This window comes from Anaerococcoides asporogena (assembly GCF_029590275.1).
Lineage (GTDB): Bacteria > Bacillota > Clostridia > Clostridiales > Clostridiaceae > JG1575.
The window spans coordinates 3392124-3414192 of sequence record NZ_CP120965.1 but is presented as its reverse complement, the minus strand read 5'-3'; the positions used below and the strand labels follow the sequence as shown (position 1 = coordinate 3414192).

Here is a 22069-nt window from a genome sequence, read left to right as displayed (position 1 = left end):
GAATGTTTGCGACTTTGAACGACACGAACAAGGTGATTGGGTATTCCAAAGATCCATGGATGACAGCCATTGAGTTGACCGATCAAGAGTACATAAGGCAAATCAGCAGCAATGGATATTTTCTCTATTTGGGAAATGACGTTTTTGAAGAACATGCCTTTGAACCTCCTGAACCTACGCAGGAGGAAATCAATGAGGCAGCACTGGCTCAGCAAAACATCCAGCAGCAGAAAGCCATTCGTGAGCTTGCCCTGATGCAGGCCGTTGCCCTGATTCCGCAGCTGAGCGAAGTAAAGGTATTCAATCTACGATATGCTTTTCCGCAGTGGCGGGATTTGATTGGGACTCAAATCTTCAAAAGTGAGATACCCTACATCATGTACAATGATGATTTTTACATGGTTAATCAAGATCACCTGGTCCAGGCAGAATGGGTGCCAGGAACAGGGACGGAAAGTCTATACAGTAAGGTGGCCCAGCCAGGTGCTGTGGCGACATGGGTGCAGCCATTAGGGGCTCATGATGCCTATAACAGTTATGGATCCTGGCTCCCGAAATCAGATCCGGTGACACATAACGGAAGCACCTGGATCAGCTCATTGGATGGCAATATTTGGGAACCTGGAGTCTATGGGTGGGTAATTTATACGGGATAGGTAATTGGGGGGTCACATGGCATATGAAATTAATCCGGTCGAACATGGGAAGATTTTGGCAGAAGTGGGAAGACTGAAAGATGATATTAAAGCGATGGAGAAAAGAATTGATGAACTGGAGGCCTACGCGCGGCGGAATGACACCGAGCATCAGGGCTTTTCCAATTCTCTGGAAAAGCTCCAGGGCGTTCCTGACAGTCTGAAGAAAATAGAGAATTCAATTCTGGTGGTTACTCCGAAGCAGGCGAAAGAAAATGGGAACGGCTGGCTGACCATTCTGCTCAAAAATCCAACGTACCTCATGTGGATCATCCTCGGAGCTGTGATCATCTCCATGGTTCTCATGGGGTATAACTTTGTTGAGATCAGTCAGGTACTGGAAAAGCTAAAATAGGAGGATGGGATGGAAATAAAAAAAGCAGCCAATTACAACAGCAAAATCTTTACTAACAGGCGAAATACAACTTTCAAGAGCCCTCAGAAATGGGATGTAATAGTGAACCACATTACTGAAGGGTATATGCCAGGAACTCTTACATGGCTGGAGAACCCTGAAGCCAAAGTATCCTGCCATTACCTGGTGACACGCAAAGGAGAGATCTATCAGCTGGCAGATCTGCAACATGGTACCTGGCATGCCGTGAAGCACTCGCCGTCTGCTAGGATCGTCCAGGAACGCTCTGAGCCGCCAAACCTATACACGGTTGGCATCGAGCATGAAGGTATTCACGAGGAAACGCAGGGGCGCCTGACAGCTGCACAGTATGCAGCGACATTGGAATTACACAAACACATCATCGAGCGGTATGAGGCTACCTTCAAGGAGCCTTTTTTGATTGACCGGGAACATGTCCTGGGACACCACGAACTGGATACCGTCAATCGTAGCGTCACGGATCCGGGAGTGGAATTTCCCTGGGCGGAGCTGCTAACCAATCTCACAGTTTGGAACAAGAAAAGACAGGAGGCAATAGAAATGGAAGAAAATAAACTTGATACAGCCCAGCAGTGGGCAGTTGACAATAGTCTGGTCAAGGATGAGGGCTGGAAGGGTCCGATTAGCAAACACACGATGGTATCGATTCTGTACGCACTGATCAAGCGCGTCTTCAAGATGTAGGAGGATATAGATGGATACCCTGGAAAATATCGTAAACGTCATCTTAATCCCCATCCTTCCATCCTTGGCTATTCTACTTGGCCTGTATCTGCAGAATCTCATTCAGAAGGCCAAAGCACAGTTGGAGCTGGCAGAGGGAAGTCAGATCGCGCTGCGCCTTGATGAGGCTACTCAGGCCGTAGTCGAAGCGATTAAGTACACAGCTCAAACTTACGTGGACTACATGAAAAAGCAGAATGCATTTGATGCAGTAGCACAGAAGGAAGCTTTACTTATGGCGATTCAAAAAGCCAAACTCCTGATGAGTGCTAATGCAATGAAAACGATAGAAGATGTTTCTGGAGATGCAGATGCCTGGATCCGAACAATGATTGAGGCGAAAATAAAAGAAATGGGAAATAATCAGCCCCTGCCGGTTAAGGTTGACACATCGGAAAATCTCGATTAAGCTAACAAAGACATCATAGGAAAGACGTTGTAAGCCCCGGAGCGATCCGGGGCTTTGTCCAGTCAAAATGAAATAATTATATTGTTTAAACTTTCCACTTACGGTACTATTTAATCAAAATGTATTTCTGGGAGGTGGAAGATTAGTGCATAGGGATGATGGATTTCCTGACTTTTTCCCGGATGAATGTCCTCCAGATTGTGCGAATTTTGATTTCAAGGACATGAAGGTATTCAGGATTTCAAATGAAGAAAACGAAGTAACAATGAAGTCGTTTAGGTCGTATTTTCAAGACAAGATACCTCTTAAGCATCCAGATAATTTATATCGAAATTATGCGGTTTCCGTTTTTGAAGATCTACAAGGCTTACATCACAGTTATGAAGCGTCAGGAATTTTAAGAAAATCCTACCCCTCTAAAATTATTCTGGAAGGCACTTTAAAAGAAAAATCTGGAGCCACATTAAAAAAAGGGAATAATTCGCATGTATCTTGGTGGATTAAGCATGATTATGATCCAACACGGGAGTTTGAATTTCTAAAGGAGGTATAAAATGATGTCTGAAGTATTTGTATATTCCAAGGATATAGGTAATCTATATTATTGCTTGGATTTGATTTACTATGACAGACCATTATTGTTCCTCTTAAATGATGAAGGCAATAATTTATATATTGTTACAGTTATTGAAACTGAACCCAACGAAAAATGGCTTATCTCTCCAATTAAAGCAACAGAAATGGTACGAGTTGCGGAGGGTGAGCTTACTGGTTATGATGCTTTTCATATGAGTGAAGATAACCTCATCTTTCAAGGGACTTTATATAATAATGTGATCGAAACGGAAATAAAAAATGTTTCGGAAATTTCAGATGAATACTTTCCTTTAAAAACAAATTGCCTTAGTAATTCTGAGATTATTGATGAACTGAGAGCCTATAGCAGATTAGATACGTTCCCTCCAAAATATAAAAATATAAAAGAAAATGCTGCTAGAGAAGAAAATTCACTTGAGGTGCGGTTTAACTCTGAACAAAAATCAAATTTAGTGGACATTACACTTTTAGGGAACGTACTAGTTAACTTACAAAAACTAACAAGCACTATAAATCAAAAAAGTGAGCGGTCTAGAGCAAGAGCCTCTAAAAACATTTTTAGAGACACAACTTGGAATGCCTTTGCTGTTGCACCTGGTTCGTTCAAAATAAAGCTTGTAAATATTCCCGAGAAGATTGATGGTAGAGATGCTCTTACTGACAATATGATTTCAATATTAAATATTTTAGAATCAACTTCTAATTCGCAAACTTTTTTAAAGCAACTTACCTATAATAACACCGCCACTATTAAAATAATTAATAAAATTTTATCAAATCTAAAAAATTATAATACTGATTTTGATTTGGAATTCACCTCAATTAATAATTACGAAAGAAAAATCAGTATAAATCAACGTCAAATTGATTCCTCATTAACAATTTTATCTGAAAAACAAAAGAAAAAAATTGATCGCTATGAGATAACTGGGACATTAACAACATTTTCAAAAAATAAAAAAATATTTGAATTAGAAGCTACAGATGGTAATGTTTATAAAGGTTTTGTTGATAATGAATTGAGTAAAAGGGAAGTTTCAGTAAATGGACCTCCTCTCAAGTTTGTTATTCAAGAATACGAAGAAATGTCTTTACTTGAAACTAAAGGAAAAAAAATAAAGGAATTGCTGGAAATCAGAAATGAATAATAACTAATTGAAGAGCACTCTACAATCCTAAATTTCTCGTAAGTATTACAGTTGTTTTGAATTTTACTAGCTTAATGATAAACATATTAAGAAGCTCAGGCCTAGCGCCGGGGCTTTTTTACGCAAAAAATCCATCGCGAAGACTAAGAACCTTGCGAGGGGAGAGAAGAGCGCCGGGGATTTTTATTTTTGTCCGTCTTGAATGTTAGAATGTATGTACGAACTAAAGGAGTGGACATCATGACGGAAAAACAGTTTCTAAGAGCAGCATTGGATCACTACTTCACGACGGGGAACCGGTTCTATCACGACAAAGGCAAGGCGATCCTGGTAGATCTCGAAACCATAACTAAGTATAAGGCGCTGCCGGATGAACCGACAGACTACGCTGCTACAGTAATTTGTCCCGAGTGACGGACATCCCTGATCGGAAAGGTCCGGGGCGAGATCTATTGGTGCCTGGAATGCAGAGAGATGTGAAATAAGTAGGGAGCAGGTTTAAGGCTCCTTTTGGCGTTGATGGTCCCAATAACTGTCATTGAAAACCATCCTGGCTTACTATTGTGCTAAGATATTGGAAAGCATACGTTTATTAGGAAGTAAATTATTAACTTCTGGAGGAAGATAGATGACACTTAAAGATATTTTGAAGGTTTTTGAGTTACCTCTTTCTGCCTTATTTGGTTTGGCAGTAATTTCAGGTGCAATCTTATTACTCCCATCGGATGTACTTTGCATTTTAGGGCTCAATCAGTTACCAACAACCTGGAGGACAATATTAGGCATTACCTATCTCTTTTCAATTGTTATGTGGTCATTGCGGATTTTTATAAAAACTGTGAATCTTTTAGAAAATCTTTACTTTAAATCTGTATTCCCAAGGAAATTTGATTCGAATATGAGAAATTTAACTCCTATAGAGGGTGCAATAATTGTAGGGTTATCACAAGAACCTACATACACTTCACGATTGCCAATGAACGATGGAGTCATTTTGAGGTTAAGACATAAATTGATGATCCAACCTACTATGACTGATAATTTAACAGACGAATTTATGATGATCCCATTCACATTAACACCCGTTGCACTTAAATATGTGCAGGATCATCCTGACTTTGTAGAAAAATATACGACTCTAAATCCGCTATCCAGGTCAATTGGTTCCGAAGGGATTTGGTCTAATCGCGACTAAAATTCAAGGGTATTTTAAATGAAATATACAGAATAGGAGCCTGGTTAGGGCTCTCTTTCGTATCTATCAGCAATGTCAGCCAGGATCAGCAGTAACAGTTCATCATCTGTCATGGTCATTACCCCCTTATGTTCTATAAATATGGTAGTATTTAGAAAATGGCGTAATGGGGGATATTTTTTAATGACTGATGCGGAACATAGAGCAGCAGCAAGAATATTTGCTGCTCAATGGAATAATAGAGGGTATGAAAAAGGTGACAGTCAACGTTTCTGGATGGCTTTGTTGCAGGATGTATATGGTATAGAGCATCCGGCTGAACATATATATTTTGAGGAACAGGTAAAACTAGATAAAACAAGCTTTATTGACTGCATAATTCCATCAACGCATGTATTAATTGAGCAAAAATCAATCAATCGTGATCTAAAAAAAGGAATTCGTCAATCAGATGGTTCAATACTCTCACCACTCCAGCAGGCGAAAAGATACTCTATCGAGCTTCCCTACTCAGACCGACCAAGATGGATCGTGCTTTCTAACTTCAAGGAATTTCACATTTATGACATGCAGAAGCCTGGTGGAGATCCCGAGATTGTCAAACTAGCAGATCTTGAAAATGATTATTATCGCATGTTTTTTTTGGTGGACAAGGAAGATCAGAACATAAAAAAAGAATTCGAAGCATCCATTAAAGCAGGCGAATTGGTGGGTGTTCTGTATGATGCTTTGCTGAAACAGTATGCGCCACCGCATACTGAAGACATTTTGAAAGACTTAAACATCCTTTGTGTCCGCCTTGTCTTTTGCTTTTATGCGGAAGATGCAGGCCTTTTAGGCCGACATAATATATTCCATGACTATCTTGCAAAATACCAACAATTTCATTTCAGGGATTCTCTCATCAAGCTCTTCCGTGTTCTGGATCAAAGGCCGGAAGAAAGAGATCCGTACCTAGAAGATGATTTGGCTGCGTTCCCATACGTCAATGGAGGCTTATTTGAAAAGGAAAATATTGTCATCCCGAGGATTAATGAGGAGATTATCGATATTATCCTAAACAAGACCTCTGCTAACTTTGACTGGTCCAAAATAAGTCCTACAATTTTCGGAGGTGTGTTTGAGTCTACATTGAATCCTGAAACCAGAAGATCTGGTGGTATGCACTATACATCAATTGAGAATATACATAAGGTCATTGATCCTCTATTTATGAATGAGCTCAATCAGGAACTTAATGAAATAAAATCCATTAAAGTTGAGCGTACAAGAAATAAGCGCTTAGATGATTTCCAGGAGAAACTGGCATCACTTACTTTCATGGATCCAGCAGCCGGTAGTGGTAACTTTTTAACCGAAACCTACATTTCTCTAAGAAAACTGGAAAATGCCGTACTGGAATCTAGGTATGGCAAGCATGAAGATGGTGAGCAAAGATTACAGATCAGAATGGGCGATGTTTTTAATCCCATTAAAGTTTCGATTAATCAATTTTATGGAATTGAGATCAATGACTTTGCTGTGTCAGTGGCAAGAACAGCCTTATGGATCGCTGAATCACAAATGATGAAGGAGACGGAAAATATCATCAATCACCAAATAGATTTTCTCCCATTAAAATCCTATGCTAATATCATTGAAGGCAATGCACTAACATTGGATTGGGAGAAAGTGGTATCCAACAGAGAGTTGGATTACTGTATGGGAAACCCTCCTTTCTTGGGATACTCACTGCAATCAAAGCAGCAGAAGGCGGAAATGAGGGAAGTCTTTGTTGATAAATTTGGTAAACCAGTAAATAGTGCTGGAAAAATAGATTATGTATCGGCATGGTACATGAAAGCTGCGAAATACATCCAGGCAACAACAATTCAGGTGGCTTTTGTTTCTACGAATTCAATTGTTCAAGGAGAACAGGTGCCGGTCATCTGGCAGCCATTAATTGATGATTATAATATCGAAATCAACTTTGCCCATAAAACCTTCCGATGGGATAGTGAAGCAAGCAATAAAGCCCATGTACACGTCGTAATAATTGGATTTAGTTATGGTAACAACGATAATATAAAATACCTATACGAAAATTCCATGGCAAAACAAGTAACCACAATCAACGCTTACCTAGCAGATGCCCCAAACGTATTTATCAACAGCCGAAATAAGCCTGTTTCAGAAGTCCCTGAAATGTCAACGGGAAACCGTCCAGCCGATGGAGGTCATCTTATTATTGAAGCTGAAGATTATTTTGAATTTATTAATAAGGAACCAGCTGCAATACCATATATAAAAAAACTGACCGGGTCAGTGGAATATATCAATAAGAAGGAAAGGTATTGCCTGTGGTTAGTTGACGTTTCTCCAGCAGAAATTAGAAAAATGCCAGAAGTTTTTCAGCGTGTGAATGCATGTAGATTGGACCGTCTCAATGGTGCTGCGGATCGGAAAAAGCTAGCGGAAACGCCAACCTTATTCCGGGAAACCAAGAATCCAGATAAATTTATTATCGTCCCTTTAACATCATCAGAAAACCGCAGATATGTCCCTATGGGATTCCTAAACGGGGATTTCATTGCTACAAATAGTGCTGGGATAATACCAAACAGTACTATGTTTGACTTTGGGGTACTGATATCAAACGTCCATATGTCTTGGATGCGAGCTGTAGCGGGGAGGTTGAAAAGTGACTATAGATATTCAAAAAATATTGTATATAACAATTTCCCGTGGCCTTCCCCATCAAACAGTCAAAAGGCTAGGATTGAGACTTCCGCCAATATGATCCTAGATGCCAGAAACCTTTATCCTGATTGTTCCTTGGCAGATCTTTATGATGATATTGTGATGCCACCGGAATTAAGAAAAGCACACCAAGAAAACGACAAAGCTGTTATGGAAGCATATGGTTTTGATTGGAAAAATATGACTGAAGCCGATTGTGTTGCACAGTTGATGAAGTTGTATGCTGAATTGACAAAAGGAACAACTAATCGAATTTAGCCGTACCAAATTCGAACCAAGCCACTTCATGCCATCAAAGAGAATTGCCTAAAAAAATAACTGCAAAATAACTGCATGATACGACGATGAAGCAAAAATATATAAAAGGGTACATCGCGTAAAGTGAGATATACCAACGGTTTTAAAGATTTTTAAAGATTTATAAAAATGGTTTATGGGAACGCAGAAGTCGCAGGTTCGAATCCTGTCATTCCGACCAAATAAGCGGGTTCCAGATTTATCTGGAACCCGCTTTTTGTCAAATCATCTGTATAATAACTGCATTGACAACCTGGATTCCCGGTTTACCTAACGAGGAATCCTTTGTATTTTCTCAAAAACTATTGATATCACTTACTTTCTATCTATTAAACCTTGCGGTTATCCTAGTTATGTGTTACACTATACATAACTAGGAGGGCGTATTATGGCCATTGTTAATCAGTTCGATAAGCGCAGCGGAATTACTTACGTTTATGAATCAGTTTCCCATTGGGATAAGGAAAAACAACAGCCTCGGTCCAAACGGTCGCTCATCGGCAAACGAGATCCGGTCACCGGCGAAATCATCCCAACGGATGGACGGGGTAAAAAACGTCGGAACCCAGAGGCGGGTACAACTGAAGTCAAGCCTGGCCCTGTGCCCTTTACCGTAGCTGATCGTAAGTTCTACGGTGCCACGTATCTGTTGGATCAAATCGGAGACTCTCTCGGGCTTACAGAGGACCTCAAGGCTTGCTTTCCCTCTCTCTACAAGCAGATTCAATCCATCGCCTATTATCTGATCCTGGAGAGCGATTCCCCCTTGTTTCGATTTGAAAAATGGAGTACGCTCCACCGGCATCCCTATGGAGCCAATATCCCATCTCAGCGCAGCAGCGAGCTGTTTGCGGGCATCTCGGAAGAGTCCAAACAACGTTTTTTCAGCTGTCTTGCCAAGCGCCATCAGCCCGATGAGTATTGGGCCTATGACACCACCTCGGTGTCGAGTTATTCCCAAACCCTTCGTCAGGTCCAGTACGGTAAAAACAAAGAAAGTGACCCCCTGGCGCAGCTGAACCTGGCCTTGGTCTTTGGACAAGACTCAGGGTTGCCGTTTTATTACAGAAAGCTCTCTGGCAACATTCCAGATGTCAGCACGATCAAAAATTTGCTGGCTGATTTCAAAGTGCTGGGCTTCGATAAAGTCAAGTTGGTCATGGACCGGGGATTTTACAGTGAAGCCAATATCAATGCGCTTCTTGGGGAGCGACTGAAGTTCATCATTGCCGCTGGCACGCATCTGGCCTATATCCGAAGACATATCGACGGGATCTATGACAGCATCCGATCCTTTGAAAACCTGGATGAGCAATATGGCTTATACTCCTCAACTATTCTGACTGACTGGGAGTTTCAAAAAGAACGCCCCAACAAGAAAGATGTCATCCGACAAAAACGCCGGGTCTACCTGCACGCTTACTTCAACATTGAAAAATACGCGGATGAAGAAGCTCATTTTGATCGACGACTGCTGTCGATGAAGGGGGAAATCCTAAGCGGAAAACGTAATCCCGATCATGAGACGTTCTACAAGAAATACTTTGAAGTGACAGATACCCCGGTAAGGGGCATTAAAGTTACCGTGAAAGAAGATGTGGTCAAACAGACGAAGCGCTATTTTGGATTCTTTGCGCTGATGACCAATGAAAAGATGGATGCCATCACGGCTTTGACGCTGTATCGGAATAAAGATCTGGTGGAAAAGGCCTTCGGCAATATCAAGGAACGGCTCAATCTGAGGCGACTCTTGGTTTCCTCAGAAAAAAGCCTGGATGGAAAACTCTTTGTGGCCTTCGTCGCGCTCATCTATTTGTCCTACCTCAAAAAGCAGATGCAGGATAAAGGAATGTTCAAAGATTACACAATGCAGTCTCTGCTGGACAAGCTGGACGTCATAGAGTGCTTTGAAAACCCAGGCCATGACTTGAGGGTTGGTGAGATTCTCAACAAACAGAAGTTGATCTATGAATTCATGGGTGTTGAGACCCCATCATAGTTATGTGTTCCGGGAATCCAGGTGACAAGTGATGGAGTCTAATGATAGCCTCCATCGTTCGCTTTTTTTTAGTATTCTATTGGCTCAATCACTTTTTATGTGGGATTATGATTTTCCCTGTTTACACGGAGAGGTCGACGTGGTAGCCTGACTGGCCGACTAGCCCAGCATTTATGCAGCCTAGCGGCAAGGCTGGCGGAACCACGCCGACAGAGGCTCCATGTCAACTTGGGAAAATCCCACAGTTTTTGTGATTGACCCATTTTTTTTTGCTAAGTTCAAGTATCAACTCTCTATACATATGAAGTACAACAGTTTTGGATTCAGCCACCACCGTCATAGGATAAGAATTTCTATGTGAAAATATCAGATTTGCTCCCAAGATATCCCCACCTAAAAAAACAGATATTGTAAGCACTCTTCCGTTTTCATCTATCTTCTGAACAGATACCGTTCCATATAAAATAATATCCATTGTATTACAGTGCTCATTTTGAAGGTATATGATTTGTCCTTTGTCATACTGGCTTATCCTATACCTGAATGAACCAAATACCGAATATATTGACTCGCTAATTAAACATTGCGTTTCTTGATGATTTTTGATATAATAATCTTATGAATAATGATTTAAATACCCAAGCAGTACGGCTTAGTCCGGAAGAGCAATATCAGATTCGCAAGAACATCATCCGCCTATCAGAAAAAGGTAAAACGAATGAGGAAATAGCGGAAATCTTAGATGTAAGCTTGCGGCACGTCCAGAACACTAAGAAACAATACAAGGAAGGCGGGATCGCAGGGATCAAGTCCCAAAAGCGTGGTCGCCGAGAGGGTGCCAAACGAACCCTCACTCCTGCCCAGGAAAAGGAAATACAACAAATCCTGGTTGATAAGACCCCGGATCAATTGAAGTTCAAAGACTGCATGTGGAGCAGAAAAACCATTGCAGAACTTATTTATGAAAAGTATAAAATCAGCCTGCCCGTATCTACTTTAGGGGTCTACTTGGCGCGGTGGGGATTCTCAGTCCAGCGGCCGATGAAACGCGCCTACAAGCAAGACACAGAGAAGGTGCAGCACTGGGTCGAAACTGAGTTTCCTGGCATTACTGAACGAGCAGAGGCTGAGAATGCAGAGATTTTCTTTGGAGATGAAACCGGATTGCAAAACCAGTCAACTTGCTTGCGTGGGTATGCGCCAATCGGACAAACGCCGGTGGTTCGAACCGAAGCAAAGCATATCAAGATCAACATGCTTTCAGCAATTTCCAATCGAGGAAAATTGCGCTTTGTCCTCTATAAAGACAACATGAATGCCGACAAACTGATTGATTTTATGCGGCGGTTAGTGCATGACAGCAACAAGAAAGTATTCCTGGTGCTCAATAATCTGCGGGTTCATCACGCTAAAAAAGTCATGGCGTGGGTAGAAAAGCATAAGGAAGAAATTGAGCTATTCTACCTGCCACCGTATGCCCCAGAGTACAATCCTGATGAATTGCTCAACAGCGATCTCAAACGTGGCATAAGTAAAAAACCAAGTCCCAGGAGCGATGATGAGCTTGAACATAATGTTCGATCACATTTAAAAACTGTGCAATTGCGCCCTAATAAAATCAGGGGGTTCTTCCATTCAAAAACCACAAAATATGCCTCTTAATATGCGCAAGGTTTAATCAGGGGAGCAATAACTCTTCATTTGTAAATCCACTAAAAAGATCCATTTTCGAAATTACATCAACATAAATATCAAAATTTATTTTTCTCACCACCTAAATAGTTTCCTTGGTAACTATATTATACCCCACTCTGTTGTATGATTATATATATTTTATATTTTAAATTGAAAGGAGCTTTCGATATGATAGAAAAACTATATGATTTTTCTAAAAAAGATACAAAACAGATAGAGAAACTAGTTGATGACGAATCTATACTCATAAATCACATGATTTTACCTAAAGGAGAAGGGATCCCCGAACATTATTCAAATTCGAATGTATACATGGTTATTATCAAAGGAATTATGACTTTAAAGCTTGATGATCAGGAACCTCAGAAATATGCACATGGCAAAATTGTCAGCATTCCCTATAACACTAAAATGAATGTCTATAATTTTGATGAATGTGTTCTGGATTTTTTTGTACTCAAATCTCCTAACCCTACGAACTATAAAGAGGTATCAGTATGAAAAAAACATTACAGCGTGTAATTCAAATACTCTTTCTTGCTCTTTTCGTTTTCCTAATTATTAGTGGTAAAGTACAGTTATGGATGGGGCTGTTTCTTTTAGGTATCGTCTCATCGTTTGTGCTGGGGCGTATCTATTGTGGATGGATATGTTCAATCAATACCGTCATGATTGGTGTTACATGGATAAAAAAGAAGCTTCATATAAAAAGTATGAAAATACCATCGTTTTTAACAAAAGCATGGGTACGTTATGTTGCCTTAGGTGTATTTGTCATAGTTTTTATTTTTACTATGTTTACCGGAAAGAAGCTACCCATTCTACCTATTTTATTTATGATAGGAATGTTATTAACCTTTCTTTTCCCTGAGGAGTTATGGCATCGCTACTTATGCCCATATGGCACTATTCTTCATCTGTCATCAAAAACATCCAAGTACCATATGGCTATCGATTCTCACAAATGTAATAACTGTGGTGTATGCATGCGCGTGTGCCCCGCAAAAGCCGTCGAAAAATATGAAGATCATCATGAAATTCACAAAAGCGATTGTATCGTATGTATGGAATGTTCAAGAAAATGCAAACAAGAAGCTATTAGCTATAAATAGTAACAAATAAAAACGTTGGCATTAATTACATCAACTGCCAACGTTTTTATCTATCAATTCTCCCGATAAAAATTTTTTACCCAGCCATCTTATATATTTTTCAATTGTTGAAAAAGCGAATTACATGACAAAGAAAACAACTTCAAGAAGTGATGTTTTAGTATTTAATAAATTTGTCCCCTGGAACACCGCAGATGCTGCACTTATCTGGCTGGAATTTTTCGATATTTCCGCAGACAGGGCAGAGATAATAGAAAACCTCCTCAGTCTGGTCAAGATTTTCTAGTGCATCCTGATAAAGCCCAGCATGAACCTCTTCGGCCTTCATCGCAAAGGTGAAGGACATAAGGGCGGCTTTATTTCCAACGGCTTCGGCTTCTTTTACAAAATCAGGATACATTTCCTTGTATTCATGGGTTTCACCTGCAATGCCATCCTTTAGGTTATCAACTGTTGAGCTGATTTTTCCTGCTACTTCAAAGTGCTTTAAGGCATGGATGGTTTCTGCGTCGGATGCAGCCTTGAAAAGCTTAGCTGCGTTGAGCTTTCCATCTTTTTCTGCTTTCTTTGCATAAGCCAGGTACTTTCTGTTTGCCTGGGATTCTCCGGCGAAAGCCTCCATCAGGTTATCAAATGTTTTGTTTTCACTCACTTTATTGTCCTCCTTGTTTTTAAATAGAGATTCTAATAGTTTGTTCACAGCATCTTTTGGGAATCCTTCGGGTTGAGTTTGATCAAGAAGTGACTGCAGAAAATCCTTCGCATTTTGACTTTGGGGGATCATATAGCCTGCTTCTCGAATGATATCCTCAGCCATGATATGGTTGGATTTTTCGATGGCGGCTGCCAGTTTTCCTGGTAAACCTAAAGCGATATTTTCCTGCTCGGACTTACTGCGCATTAGCACCTTCATCGCACCGATTACAGCTTCTGTTTTAGGCTGCTGGGCTGGGTACTCAAAAGGCACCATCGAAATTGCACCGGATGGACAAGCATCAGCACAATCTCCGCAGCCGATGCACTTTGATACATCTATGATGCTGTTTTCGGTGTCAGTAGCACCGGTAGGGCAGACGTAGAGGCACAAGCAGTCTTTCGTGCACAGACGTATATTTCTCACCGCGTATTTTTTAGACATTCTCATGACCTCCCTTCAACTTTTTCAAATTTCCAATTCGGCACCTTACATACTGGACAAATATCCGGCGGTGTATCTCCTACGTAGACAAAGCCGCAAATGGTACATACGTATACGCCGGTATTTTGAAGCATGGTGTCACCCTCTTTTTGATACCGGTTCAAAAGAGATTTTAAGATGCGGGTAACTTTCTCGCTCCACACCAGGGCGCGAAGTGCACCTCGATCGTTGATATTAGATGCTACAGCATTGGCATTGGGGAAGCCTTCAGCCAGGTCTTTTTCAATAAGCTCGACCAGTTTATCTACACTTGGTTCTTTTGCAGGTGCTGTTACTGTCTTGAAGAAGCCAGCAAGTTCATTGAAAAGAGCAGCTTCTTCAGCTTTATACTGCTTCTCACAGCCTCGCGCTAGGTTAGTACAGAGTGCGCTGATTTCCAATGGCGACATTTCTTTCATATCGCTGGATGACTCAACGACCGATATCGGTTTTTTCACTACTGGAGCAGAGGGCTCACCTTGCTTTTCAAAATCCGATTTTGCAGCTCCACAGAGCGGACAAACCCAATCCTCCGGCAGGTCTTCCCACTTTGTGCCCGGTGCAATGTCAGCTTCAGGAATACCCGCTGCTTCGTCATAGATGTAACCGCAGATGGAACATACATATTTGCTCATGCTATCTCCTCCTTTTCATAACTAATTTGGCTCAATCACTTTTTATGTGGGATTATGATTTTCCCTGTTTACACGGAGAGGTCGACGTGGTAGCCTGACTGGCCGACTAGCCCAGCATTTATGCAGCCTAGCGGCAAGGCTGGCGGAACCACGCCGACAGAGGCTCCATGTCAACTTGGGAAAATCCCACAGTTTTTGTGATTGACCCCTAAGATTAGAAAATACCACATTCTACCTGGATCCAACTAACGAAACCATTATTACGGGTATTGCCTTAACGATGCAAGGGCAAAAAGTCGGAATTGATTTTTGGAAACAACTGATGGATAATTTTAATGTTATTTCTGCCAACTTTCCAGAAGAACTCAAGGAATACACAATTCATATAACAAACCCTGTGGATAAAGATAAGATTTTGTTCGTATCAAAACAAGGTGAGACTTTTTATGATGCTTTCAAGGAGTGATTCTAATCGGGCATAGTGTTCTTCTGAAAATATGTAGAATTGCTGGATAATAAAGGTATGAGCTAAGCCGACTTAAAAAGTCAAAAACGCAACCAATTTTATGACAGCTGTTCGGATGAATAAAACCAACTGTAAATTAGCGTTTTCGAGATCAGAAGTCACAGGTTCGAATCTTATCATTCCGACCAAATTACAGACGTCTTCGAAACAATCGTTGACCTCTGTTAAAATCGGTAAACTAAAGTGTACCACTACTAGCCGACCACCCATAAAAGCTTGGGATGGTCGGCTAGTATTTATCTTCACAGGTGAAGTTCATCCGGAGTAATCAGGGTCATATATGGTCTGGGGAGTCTATTGGAATTATCAACAATTAGTTATTAACCATATACAACATCATTCCAGTAGGAGCTCAAAATGATTTTTTTGAGCTCCTGTCCCAACAACTAGTGGTTCGGTGTCAGGTTTTCTTCAGAAGGCTTATTGCTATGACTGACTTTTCATTGCTGGAAGTATTGGATCAGAGGTTTCAGGGGTTGAAGATTTTTTCTGCCAGTTTTGAACTTCTGCGATGACTGCATCAATGTCATCCACCTGCAGAACGACCAGATCGCCTGGTTGAGCCATACCGAGAGCGTGGTGAACGGCTTTTTTCTCATCGATCACCATGGTGACGGAGTTAGCCGGGAAGCCGCGTTGAAGGAGGCCTGCCTTAACTAGGCGGGCTGTCTCGCCGGGTACGCGTTCCCGGGGATCAGAATCGCATAGGACGATGTGGTCATAATACAAAGAGATGGCTTTTCCAAATTCCAGAAGGTCCTCGCTGCGGCGATTGCCGACACCCGAAGCCATACGGATCTTTCTGCCTGGCATCAGAGTTTGAATGAACTCACCAGTAGCATGGACTGCTGCCACATTATGACTGTAATCAATGATAACCTTGAAGTCGCCGAGTTCGAAAACGTTCATCCTTCCCCGGGACTGTTCCACAGAAGCTTGAAAGCTGATGAGTCCGGCGCGAATTTGCTCCGGATCAAGTCCCAGAGAAAACGTCGCGGCAGTGGCAGCCAGGACGTTTTGAATATTAAAGACTGCTTTTCCCTCAAAGGTAATGGGAATTTCTGTCACGGGAGCGATTGGGAAGATTCCATCGGGTGTCTGCACTACGATCTGTCCGGTCTCATCAATCGCAGCATTGCGGTTCCCCTTTGCAAGATTGGCAGCCAGAGCAGAGTGTCCGGAATCCATTGAGAATAGGAATGGATTCCCGTTGGAGCGTTCGACACAAGCGAGTACTCTCGGGTCATCCGCATTGAATATCGCCCAGCCGCCCGGGGCAACGCCCTCTTTCACGGTGGATTTTTGACGGGCTAAATCCTCCAGGGTATCAATTCCACCTTCGCCGAGGTGATCCGAGCTGATATTGAGGAGTACTCCCACATCACAGGTGGAAAAGCCCAGTCCGCGACGAAGGATCCCACCGCGTGCAACCTCAAGCACTGCCTGCTCGACAGAGGAGTCTGACAATACGAGGCGTGCGCCCTCCGGTCCGCTGTAGTCCCCACGGACAACTTCCACTCCATCAATAACTACTTGGTCTGTGGAGGCCAGCCCTACTACATTTCCGTTGTGTTGCAGGATGTGAGTAATCAGACGGGATGTGGTGGTTTTGCCATTCGTTCCGGTGACGGCTGTGACAGGAACGGAATGAGGGCAGCCGGCTGGGAACAACATATCGATGATGGGAGCGGCGATATTGCGCGGCTGACCGATGCTCGGACTCAGATGCATCCGGAAGCCAGGCGCTGCGTTAACTTCAACAATCCCGGAGTGACCCGAGATAAGCGGCTCCTGCAGGGAGGGGGCTACGACATCGATTCCCATGACATTGAGTCCCACCAGCCGGGCGATTCGCTCCGCCATCCGTTGATTGTGGGGGTGCACCAGATCAGTGACATCTACAGCAGTTCCGCCGGTACTGATGTTGGCTGTGGTTTTGACATAAAGTTTCTCACCGCGGGGCAAAACGCTCTGAAGTGTCAAACCTTGGGCTGTGAGCAGGCGTTGGGTCGCTTCATCGCTGATTATCCGTGTCAGGTTTTTTTCATGGCCTTCGCCCCGCTGGGGGTCTTGGTTGACCTGATGGATGAGCTGGCTGATGGTATCCATTCCGTTGCCGATGACAAAGGCGGGTTCGCGGAGGGCGGCTGCCGCAAACCGGTAGTTGATGACCAGGATGCGAAAGTCAAAGCCTTCGATGAACTGCTCTACGACACAAGTATCGCAGATGCCCCTGGCCAGTTCGTACGCCGTGAGAAGATCCTCGGGATCTCTGACATTTACTGTAACCCCTCGGCCATGGTTACCGATCAGCGGCTTGACCACCACAGGATAACCTATGCTCTCGGCCGATGCCAGGGCTTCTTCAAAGGAGTCCACCGAAGTGCCTTCCGGGACAGGGATGCCATTGGTCTTCAGTATCCGCTTCGTCCATTCCTTATCATCGGCAATTTCGACGCCCAGAGCGGAGGTAGTATCCATCATGGTAGCCTGAATCCGGCGCTGATGACGGCCGTACCCGAGCTGGACATAGCTGTCTTCATTCAGGCGAAGGTGGGGGATGCCCCGGCGAGCCGCTTCTTCAACTATGGAAGTGGTGGACGGACCAAGGCGGGATTCCTCTGCAATCGTCTTTAGTTCTGCAATCATTGGATCAATGTCAGCGGGAACCCCTTCAAACAGCTTCAGGACCAGTTCTGCTGCCATTTGGCCAGAACGAAGCCCTACTGCTTCATCGAGGTAGCGGAAAACCAGCTGATAGATGCCCGGTTCCGGCATGGTATAGGTCTTGCCAAAGGTGACGTGATGACCGGCCAGACACTGCAGTTCAATGGCCAGATGCTCCAGTATATGACCTGCCCATGTCCCCCGTTCAACCCGTTCGAAAAATCCGCCGCGGTATCCTGGAGAACAGGTATGGTCGATGAGGCTGGGCATTATTCGCTTCATGCTGTCCAGGAAGCCGGGCACGGTATCCGTTGGTTTATATTCCAGTTCTTCCAAATCGATTTTCATAAAAATCACGGGGTGGCGGCTGTAATAATTGGCGCCGCGAAGAGCCCGGATCTCAAGTAGTTTCATGACTGTACTCCTTATTCAGATTTCATCAGATTGGGTATTCTGATCTTACCTGACATCGAGCCGATTTCATTGTAACCTCATAAGATTTCATAGATTATTTAGAACTTAACATATTTTATTGGATTTACTCGTGGAATTTAAAAATACTGTGAATAGGCAATGAAAGCATCGCTTCGAACGAAATCAATGGATTTCACCTGAGGACAAATACACTGATCTGGACCGGAGTCTATGGGATTGTTTACTGAGTTGATCAAAAGAGATGCTGCTGTGTAGCTTCCGACGGTTTGAGGGCTTCTTTTCCAGATGAGCAGTCCTCGCATGAGGGTATCAGATTCTGGAGGAGCAGCAGGGAAGAGGTGAATCGGGTTGACTGGCATTGGGATCAGCTGGCAATTATAATAAAGATGAATCCAATGCGGCAGAGAAAAAGAATTCGGGAGGTGCGTGTCATGATCTCCAATCAATGGTATGCCATACTTCCAGCCACTAAAGTCAAACCGGGACAGATTGTAGGAGTCAGGCGGTTGAATCTGGAACTGGCTGTGTTCAGAAGTAAAACAGGGAAATTGGGCTGTGTCGTGGACCAGTGCACGCATCGGGGAGCGGCGCTGCGTCTGGGGAAGGTCCGGGATGACTGTATCCAGTGTCCGTTTCATGGACTGCGGTTTGATCCCCAGGGCAAGTGCCGGCTCATTCCTGCCAACGGAAAAGCTTCCCGGGCGGATCTCAGCCGCTACAACGTCCGACATTACCCGGTGAGGGAAAAACACGGTATCATTTATCTCTGGTACGGAGATCCGGAGCAGGCATCATCGGATCTGCCTTTCTTTGACCGGGAGATCGACGAGTCCTTCTCTTATAGTGAAATCGAAGACCATTGGAACGCCCATTATTCCCGATGCATTGAAAACCAGCTGGATGTAGTGCACCTGCCGTTTGTCCACCACAACACCATCGGCCGGGGCAACAAGACGCTGGTCCATGGCCCTAAAGTTGTGTGGGAGAAAGGGATCCTTACCACCAGCGCCAATAACGAAGCGGATCATGGGCAATTGCCCAGGTTACCCGAAGACAGTGTGATCAAGGAAACGTATCTGAGCTTCCGGTTTCCCAACTTGTGGCTGAATCACATCAGTGATCAGATGAAAGTAATGATCTATTTCGCACCGGTGGATGACGAAAATACCGTCCTGTATATCCGGTTCTACTGCAAGCTGGCAAATGCCAGGCCGCTGAACAGCATGATTGCCTGCCTGGGCAAGTTCGGAAACCGGATGGTCGAGCGCCAGGACCGACGGGTAGTCATCACCCAGAAGCCAAAGGCGTCTTCGCTGAAGTCGCGCGAAAAGCTGCTGCAGGGCGACGGTCCCATTATTAAATACCGAAAGATCAGAGAGGAACTGAACCAGGCAGGTTCGCCGGATCAGTCGCAGAGAACAGAATCAGGTGCAGCTGAAATCAGATGAGGCAGTTTGAGGTCCGGCAGTTTTAGATCCGACAGTTTGAGCTCCGGCGGTCTGGGTCTGGCAAACGGTCCAGACGCGGCGGGGACAAGCGTCATGCCTTATTCAGTAATTTTTTGGTATCACAAGGTTTGGATGAGTCCTATATAAGTACAGTCGAAAGGGGGGAAGCAAGATGGGAAAACAGGATCGGGTCTATGTGGCGATCGATCTGAAGTCGTTCTATGCATCCGTTGAGTGCATTGAGCGGGGACTGGATCCCATGACCACCCATCTGGTGGTGGCGGATGCCAGTCGGACGGAAAAAACGATCTGTCTGGCCGTTTCCCCCTCCCTGAAATCCTTGGGGGTTTCCGGGCGGCCCAGATTATTCGAAGTGGTGCAGCGGGTCAAAGCGGTGAACGCGGAGCGACCGCGCCTGGCTCCCGGCCGGACATTCACGGGGGAATCCATCGATCAGGTCATTCTGAACGCTTCGCCGGAGCTGGCGGTTGCCTATCTGGTTGCCCCGCCCCGGATGGCGCTGTATATGGAGTACAGCACCAGGATCTACGAAGTATATCTGAAATACGTGGCACCGGAGGACATCCATGTCTATTCCATCGATGAAGTCTTCCTCGATGTCACGAACTATCTGGACACCTGCCGGCTGTCTCCGCGGGAGATGACCATGAGGATGATCCGGGATGTCCTGCGGACCACCGGAATTACGGCGACGGCAGGGATCGGGACCAATCTGTATCTTGCCAAGATCGCCATGGATATTCAGGCCAAGCATATTACTCCGGATGAGAATGGCGTCCGCATTGCGGAACTGGATGAGATGAGCTATCGCCAGCTTTTGTGGACCCATCGGCCCATTACCGACTTCTGGCGGGTCGGGCCGGGTTATGGGCGGAAGCTGGAAGCCAACGGACTCTATACCATGGGCGATGTGGCCCGATGCTCCGTCGGTAAACCCAACGATTATCACAATGAGGACCTGCTGTATCGCCTCTTTGGCATCAATGCGGAGCTGCTGATTGACCACGCCTGGGGCTGGGAGCCATGTACCATCGCCGATATTAAGGCGTACAGGCCGGGTTCGAACAGCATGGGCTCCGGCCAGGTTCTTCAATCGCCCTACCCGGCGGAGAAAGCCAGGCTGATCCTGCGGGAGATGACAGACCTCTTGGTGCTGGATCTGGTGGACAAGGGGCTGGTCACGGACCAGATGGTGCTGACCATCGGCTATGACATAGAAAATCTGACAAATCCCGAGATCAGCCGGTCCTACCGCGGTGAGATCACCACGGATCGTTACGGGCGCAGGACGCCTAAGAATGCTCATGGCTCAACCAATCTGGGCCGCCAGACGTCCTCGACGAAAGGAATTATGGACGCGGTCATGGCACTGTTTGATCGGATCGTGGATCCCAACCTCCTGGTCCGACGAGTTTATATCACGGCCAACCATGTAACAAAAGAAAGTACCGCTCAGCCGGTCGAAACTTACCAGCAGATGGATCTGTTTACCGACTATGATGCGCTCCAGGCGAAGCAGGCGGAAGAAGCCGAAAAGCTGGCGCGAGAAAAACGAATGCAGGAAGCCGTCATCGGGATTCAGAAAAAATACGGCAAAAATGCTGTGATCAAGGGAATGAACCTGGAGGAAGACGCCACAACCATTTCCCGCAACCAGCAGATCGGAGGACACAAAGCATGAGCCATCCCTATGAAGACATCATCGATCTGCCGCATCATCGCTCCTCGACCCGGCCCCATATGTCAGCCCATGACCGGGCGGCCCAGTTCTCACCCTTTGCCGCTTTGACGGGGTTTGAGTCGGCGATCCATGAAACGGGACGAACAACGGATCAGAAAGTTGAACTGGATGAATCCGTCAAAGCGGACCTGAATGATCGCCTGATCCTGCTGCAGGAGCAGCTGGATCAGGCACCGCTGGTCACCCTGACTTATTTTTTGCCAGACCCCAGGAAACCCGGCGGATCCTATGAAACGCTGACCGGCTGCATCAGAAAGATCGATGCATCCGGACAGCGGCTGATAATGGAAGACGGTACGGTCATACCTCTAGACGATCTGGCTGCCCTGAGGGGAGAGATCTTCCGAAAAATCGGACCATGAGGAAAAAATCTCTGGGGAAAGAATCTCTGAGGAGTGGGAGTAGAATACGGC

20 protein-coding genes and 2 pseudogenes are annotated in these 22069 nt (G+C 44.4%); 16 read left to right on the top strand and 6 right to left on the bottom strand.

Annotated features, from left to right (window positions below):
* Positions 1 to 2 precede the first annotated feature (2 nt).
* The 10 genes from P6M73_RS15540 to P6M73_RS15495 all read left to right on the top strand — a co-directional run bounded on the left by P6M73_RS15540 (position 3) and on the right by P6M73_RS15495 (position 10199).
* Positions 3 to 656, top strand: a complete 654-nt coding sequence (locus P6M73_RS15540) for a hypothetical protein (protein WP_277853925.1) — start codon at positions 3 to 5, stop codon at positions 654 to 656.
* A gap of 16 nt (positions 657 to 672) precedes the next feature.
* A complete protein-coding gene (locus P6M73_RS15535; RefSeq protein ID WP_277853924.1) occupies positions 673 to 1050 on the top strand; it encodes a hypothetical protein in 378 nt (125 codons plus the stop codon).
* A gap of 9 nt (positions 1051 to 1059) precedes the next feature.
* A complete protein-coding gene (locus P6M73_RS15530; RefSeq protein WP_277853923.1) occupies positions 1060 to 1776 on the top strand; it encodes an N-acetylmuramoyl-L-alanine amidase in 717 nt (238 codons plus the stop codon).
* A gap of 10 nt (positions 1777 to 1786) precedes the next feature.
* Complete coding sequence (locus P6M73_RS15525) at positions 1787 to 2224, top strand: hypothetical protein (protein ID WP_277853922.1); 438 nt, start codon at positions 1787 to 1789, stop codon at positions 2222 to 2224.
* A 145-nt stretch (positions 2225 to 2369) separates the two neighbouring features.
* The gene (locus tag P6M73_RS15520; RefSeq protein ID WP_277853921.1) at positions 2370 to 2777 is read left to right on the top strand and encodes a hypothetical protein; all 408 of its coding nucleotides are present in this window, start codon (positions 2370 to 2372) and stop codon (positions 2775 to 2777) included.
* Between the two features lies 1 nt (position 2778).
* Entirely contained in the window at positions 2779 to 3969 is a 1191-nt protein-coding gene (locus tag P6M73_RS15515) for a hypothetical protein (RefSeq protein ID WP_277853920.1), read from the top strand.
* Between the two features lie 240 nt (positions 3970 to 4209).
* Positions 4210 to 4383, top strand: coding sequence for a hypothetical protein (locus P6M73_RS15510; protein ID WP_277853919.1), 174 nt, complete (start codon positions 4210 to 4212; stop codon positions 4381 to 4383).
* A 214-nt stretch (positions 4384 to 4597) separates the two neighbouring features.
* Positions 4598 to 5164, top strand: coding sequence for a super-infection exclusion protein B (locus tag P6M73_RS15505; protein WP_277853918.1), 567 nt, complete (start codon positions 4598 to 4600; stop codon positions 5162 to 5164).
* Between the two features lie 183 nt (positions 5165 to 5347).
* A complete protein-coding gene (locus P6M73_RS15500; RefSeq protein WP_277853917.1) occupies positions 5348 to 8161 on the top strand; it encodes a DNA methyltransferase in 2814 nt (937 codons plus the stop codon).
* 427 nt (positions 8162 to 8588) lie between these two features.
* Positions 8589 to 10199 (top strand): IS1634 family transposase, encoded by a 1611-nt coding sequence (locus P6M73_RS15495; protein ID WP_277853916.1) that lies wholly within the window; start codon positions 8589 to 8591, stop codon positions 10197 to 10199.
* A gap of 223 nt (positions 10200 to 10422) precedes the next feature.
* On the opposite strand, the gene P6M73_RS15490 is transcribed toward P6M73_RS15495, so the two are convergent.
* The gene (locus tag P6M73_RS15490) at positions 10423 to 10731 is read right to left on the bottom strand and encodes a cyclic nucleotide-binding domain-containing protein (protein ID WP_277855797.1); all 309 of its coding nucleotides are present in this window, start codon (positions 10729 to 10731) and stop codon (positions 10423 to 10425) included.
* Between the two features lie 86 nt (positions 10732 to 10817).
* Here P6M73_RS15490 and P6M73_RS15485 point away from each other — a divergent pair, with 86 nt between their 5' ends.
* The 3 genes from P6M73_RS15485 to P6M73_RS15475 all read left to right on the top strand — a co-directional run bounded on the left by P6M73_RS15485 (position 10818) and on the right by P6M73_RS15475 (position 13006).
* Positions 10818 to 11861: an IS630 family transposase gene (locus P6M73_RS15485; protein ID WP_277853915.1), complete on the top strand. Its 1044-nt coding sequence runs from the start codon at positions 10818 to 10820 to the stop codon at positions 11859 to 11861.
* A gap of 201 nt (positions 11862 to 12062) precedes the next feature.
* On the top strand, positions 12063 to 12395 hold the full coding sequence (locus P6M73_RS15480; RefSeq protein ID WP_277853914.1) for a cupin domain-containing protein: 333 nt from the start codon (positions 12063 to 12065) through the stop codon (positions 12393 to 12395).
* Positions 12392 to 13006, top strand: a complete 615-nt coding sequence (locus P6M73_RS15475; protein WP_277853913.1) for a 4Fe-4S binding protein — start codon at positions 12392 to 12394, stop codon at positions 13004 to 13006. Before P6M73_RS15480 ends, P6M73_RS15475 begins: the two co-directional genes overlap by 4 nt.
* A 157-nt stretch (positions 13007 to 13163) precedes the next feature.
* Here the strand turns inward: P6M73_RS15475 and P6M73_RS15470 are convergent, their stop codons facing one another.
* The 5 genes and pseudogenes from P6M73_RS15470 to cphA form a co-directional block, all read right to left on the bottom strand.
* Positions 13164 to 13658, bottom strand: coding sequence for a rubrerythrin family protein (locus P6M73_RS15470; protein ID WP_277855796.1), 495 nt, complete (start codon positions 13656 to 13658; stop codon positions 13164 to 13166).
* A gap of 297 nt (positions 13659 to 13955) precedes the next feature.
* Positions 13956 to 14144 (bottom strand): annotated as a pseudogene (locus P6M73_RS15465) (4Fe-4S binding protein); the annotation flags it as partial.
* Between the two features lie 2 nt (positions 14145 to 14146).
* A complete protein-coding gene (locus P6M73_RS17080; protein WP_489666509.1) occupies positions 14147 to 14278 on the bottom strand; it encodes a rubredoxin-like domain-containing protein in 132 nt (43 codons plus the stop codon).
* A gap of 384 nt (positions 14279 to 14662) precedes the next feature.
* Positions 14663 to 14818: pseudogene (gene rd, locus P6M73_RS17075) on the bottom strand (rubredoxin); the annotation flags it as partial.
* Between the two features lie 952 nt (positions 14819 to 15770).
* Positions 15771 to 18425, bottom strand: a complete 2655-nt coding sequence (cphA, locus tag P6M73_RS15455) for a cyanophycin synthetase (protein ID WP_277853911.1) — start codon at positions 18423 to 18425, stop codon at positions 15771 to 15773.
* A gap of 452 nt (positions 18426 to 18877) precedes the next feature.
* Here cphA and P6M73_RS15450 point away from each other — a divergent pair, with 452 nt between their 5' ends.
* From P6M73_RS15450 to P6M73_RS15440, 3 genes are all read left to right on the top strand, one after another.
* Positions 18878 to 19894, top strand: coding sequence for an aromatic ring-hydroxylating oxygenase subunit alpha (locus tag P6M73_RS15450; protein ID WP_277853910.1), 1017 nt, complete (start codon positions 18878 to 18880; stop codon positions 19892 to 19894).
* Between the two features lie 172 nt (positions 19895 to 20066).
* Positions 20067 to 21596, top strand: a complete 1530-nt coding sequence (locus P6M73_RS15445) for a Y-family DNA polymerase (protein ID WP_277853909.1) — start codon at positions 20067 to 20069, stop codon at positions 21594 to 21596.
* On the top strand, positions 21593 to 22018 hold the full coding sequence (locus tag P6M73_RS15440; RefSeq protein WP_277853908.1) for a YolD-like family protein: 426 nt from the start codon (positions 21593 to 21595) through the stop codon (positions 22016 to 22018). Before P6M73_RS15445 ends, P6M73_RS15440 begins: the two co-directional genes overlap by 4 nt.
* The last annotated feature ends 51 nt before the right edge of the window (positions 22019 to 22069 follow it).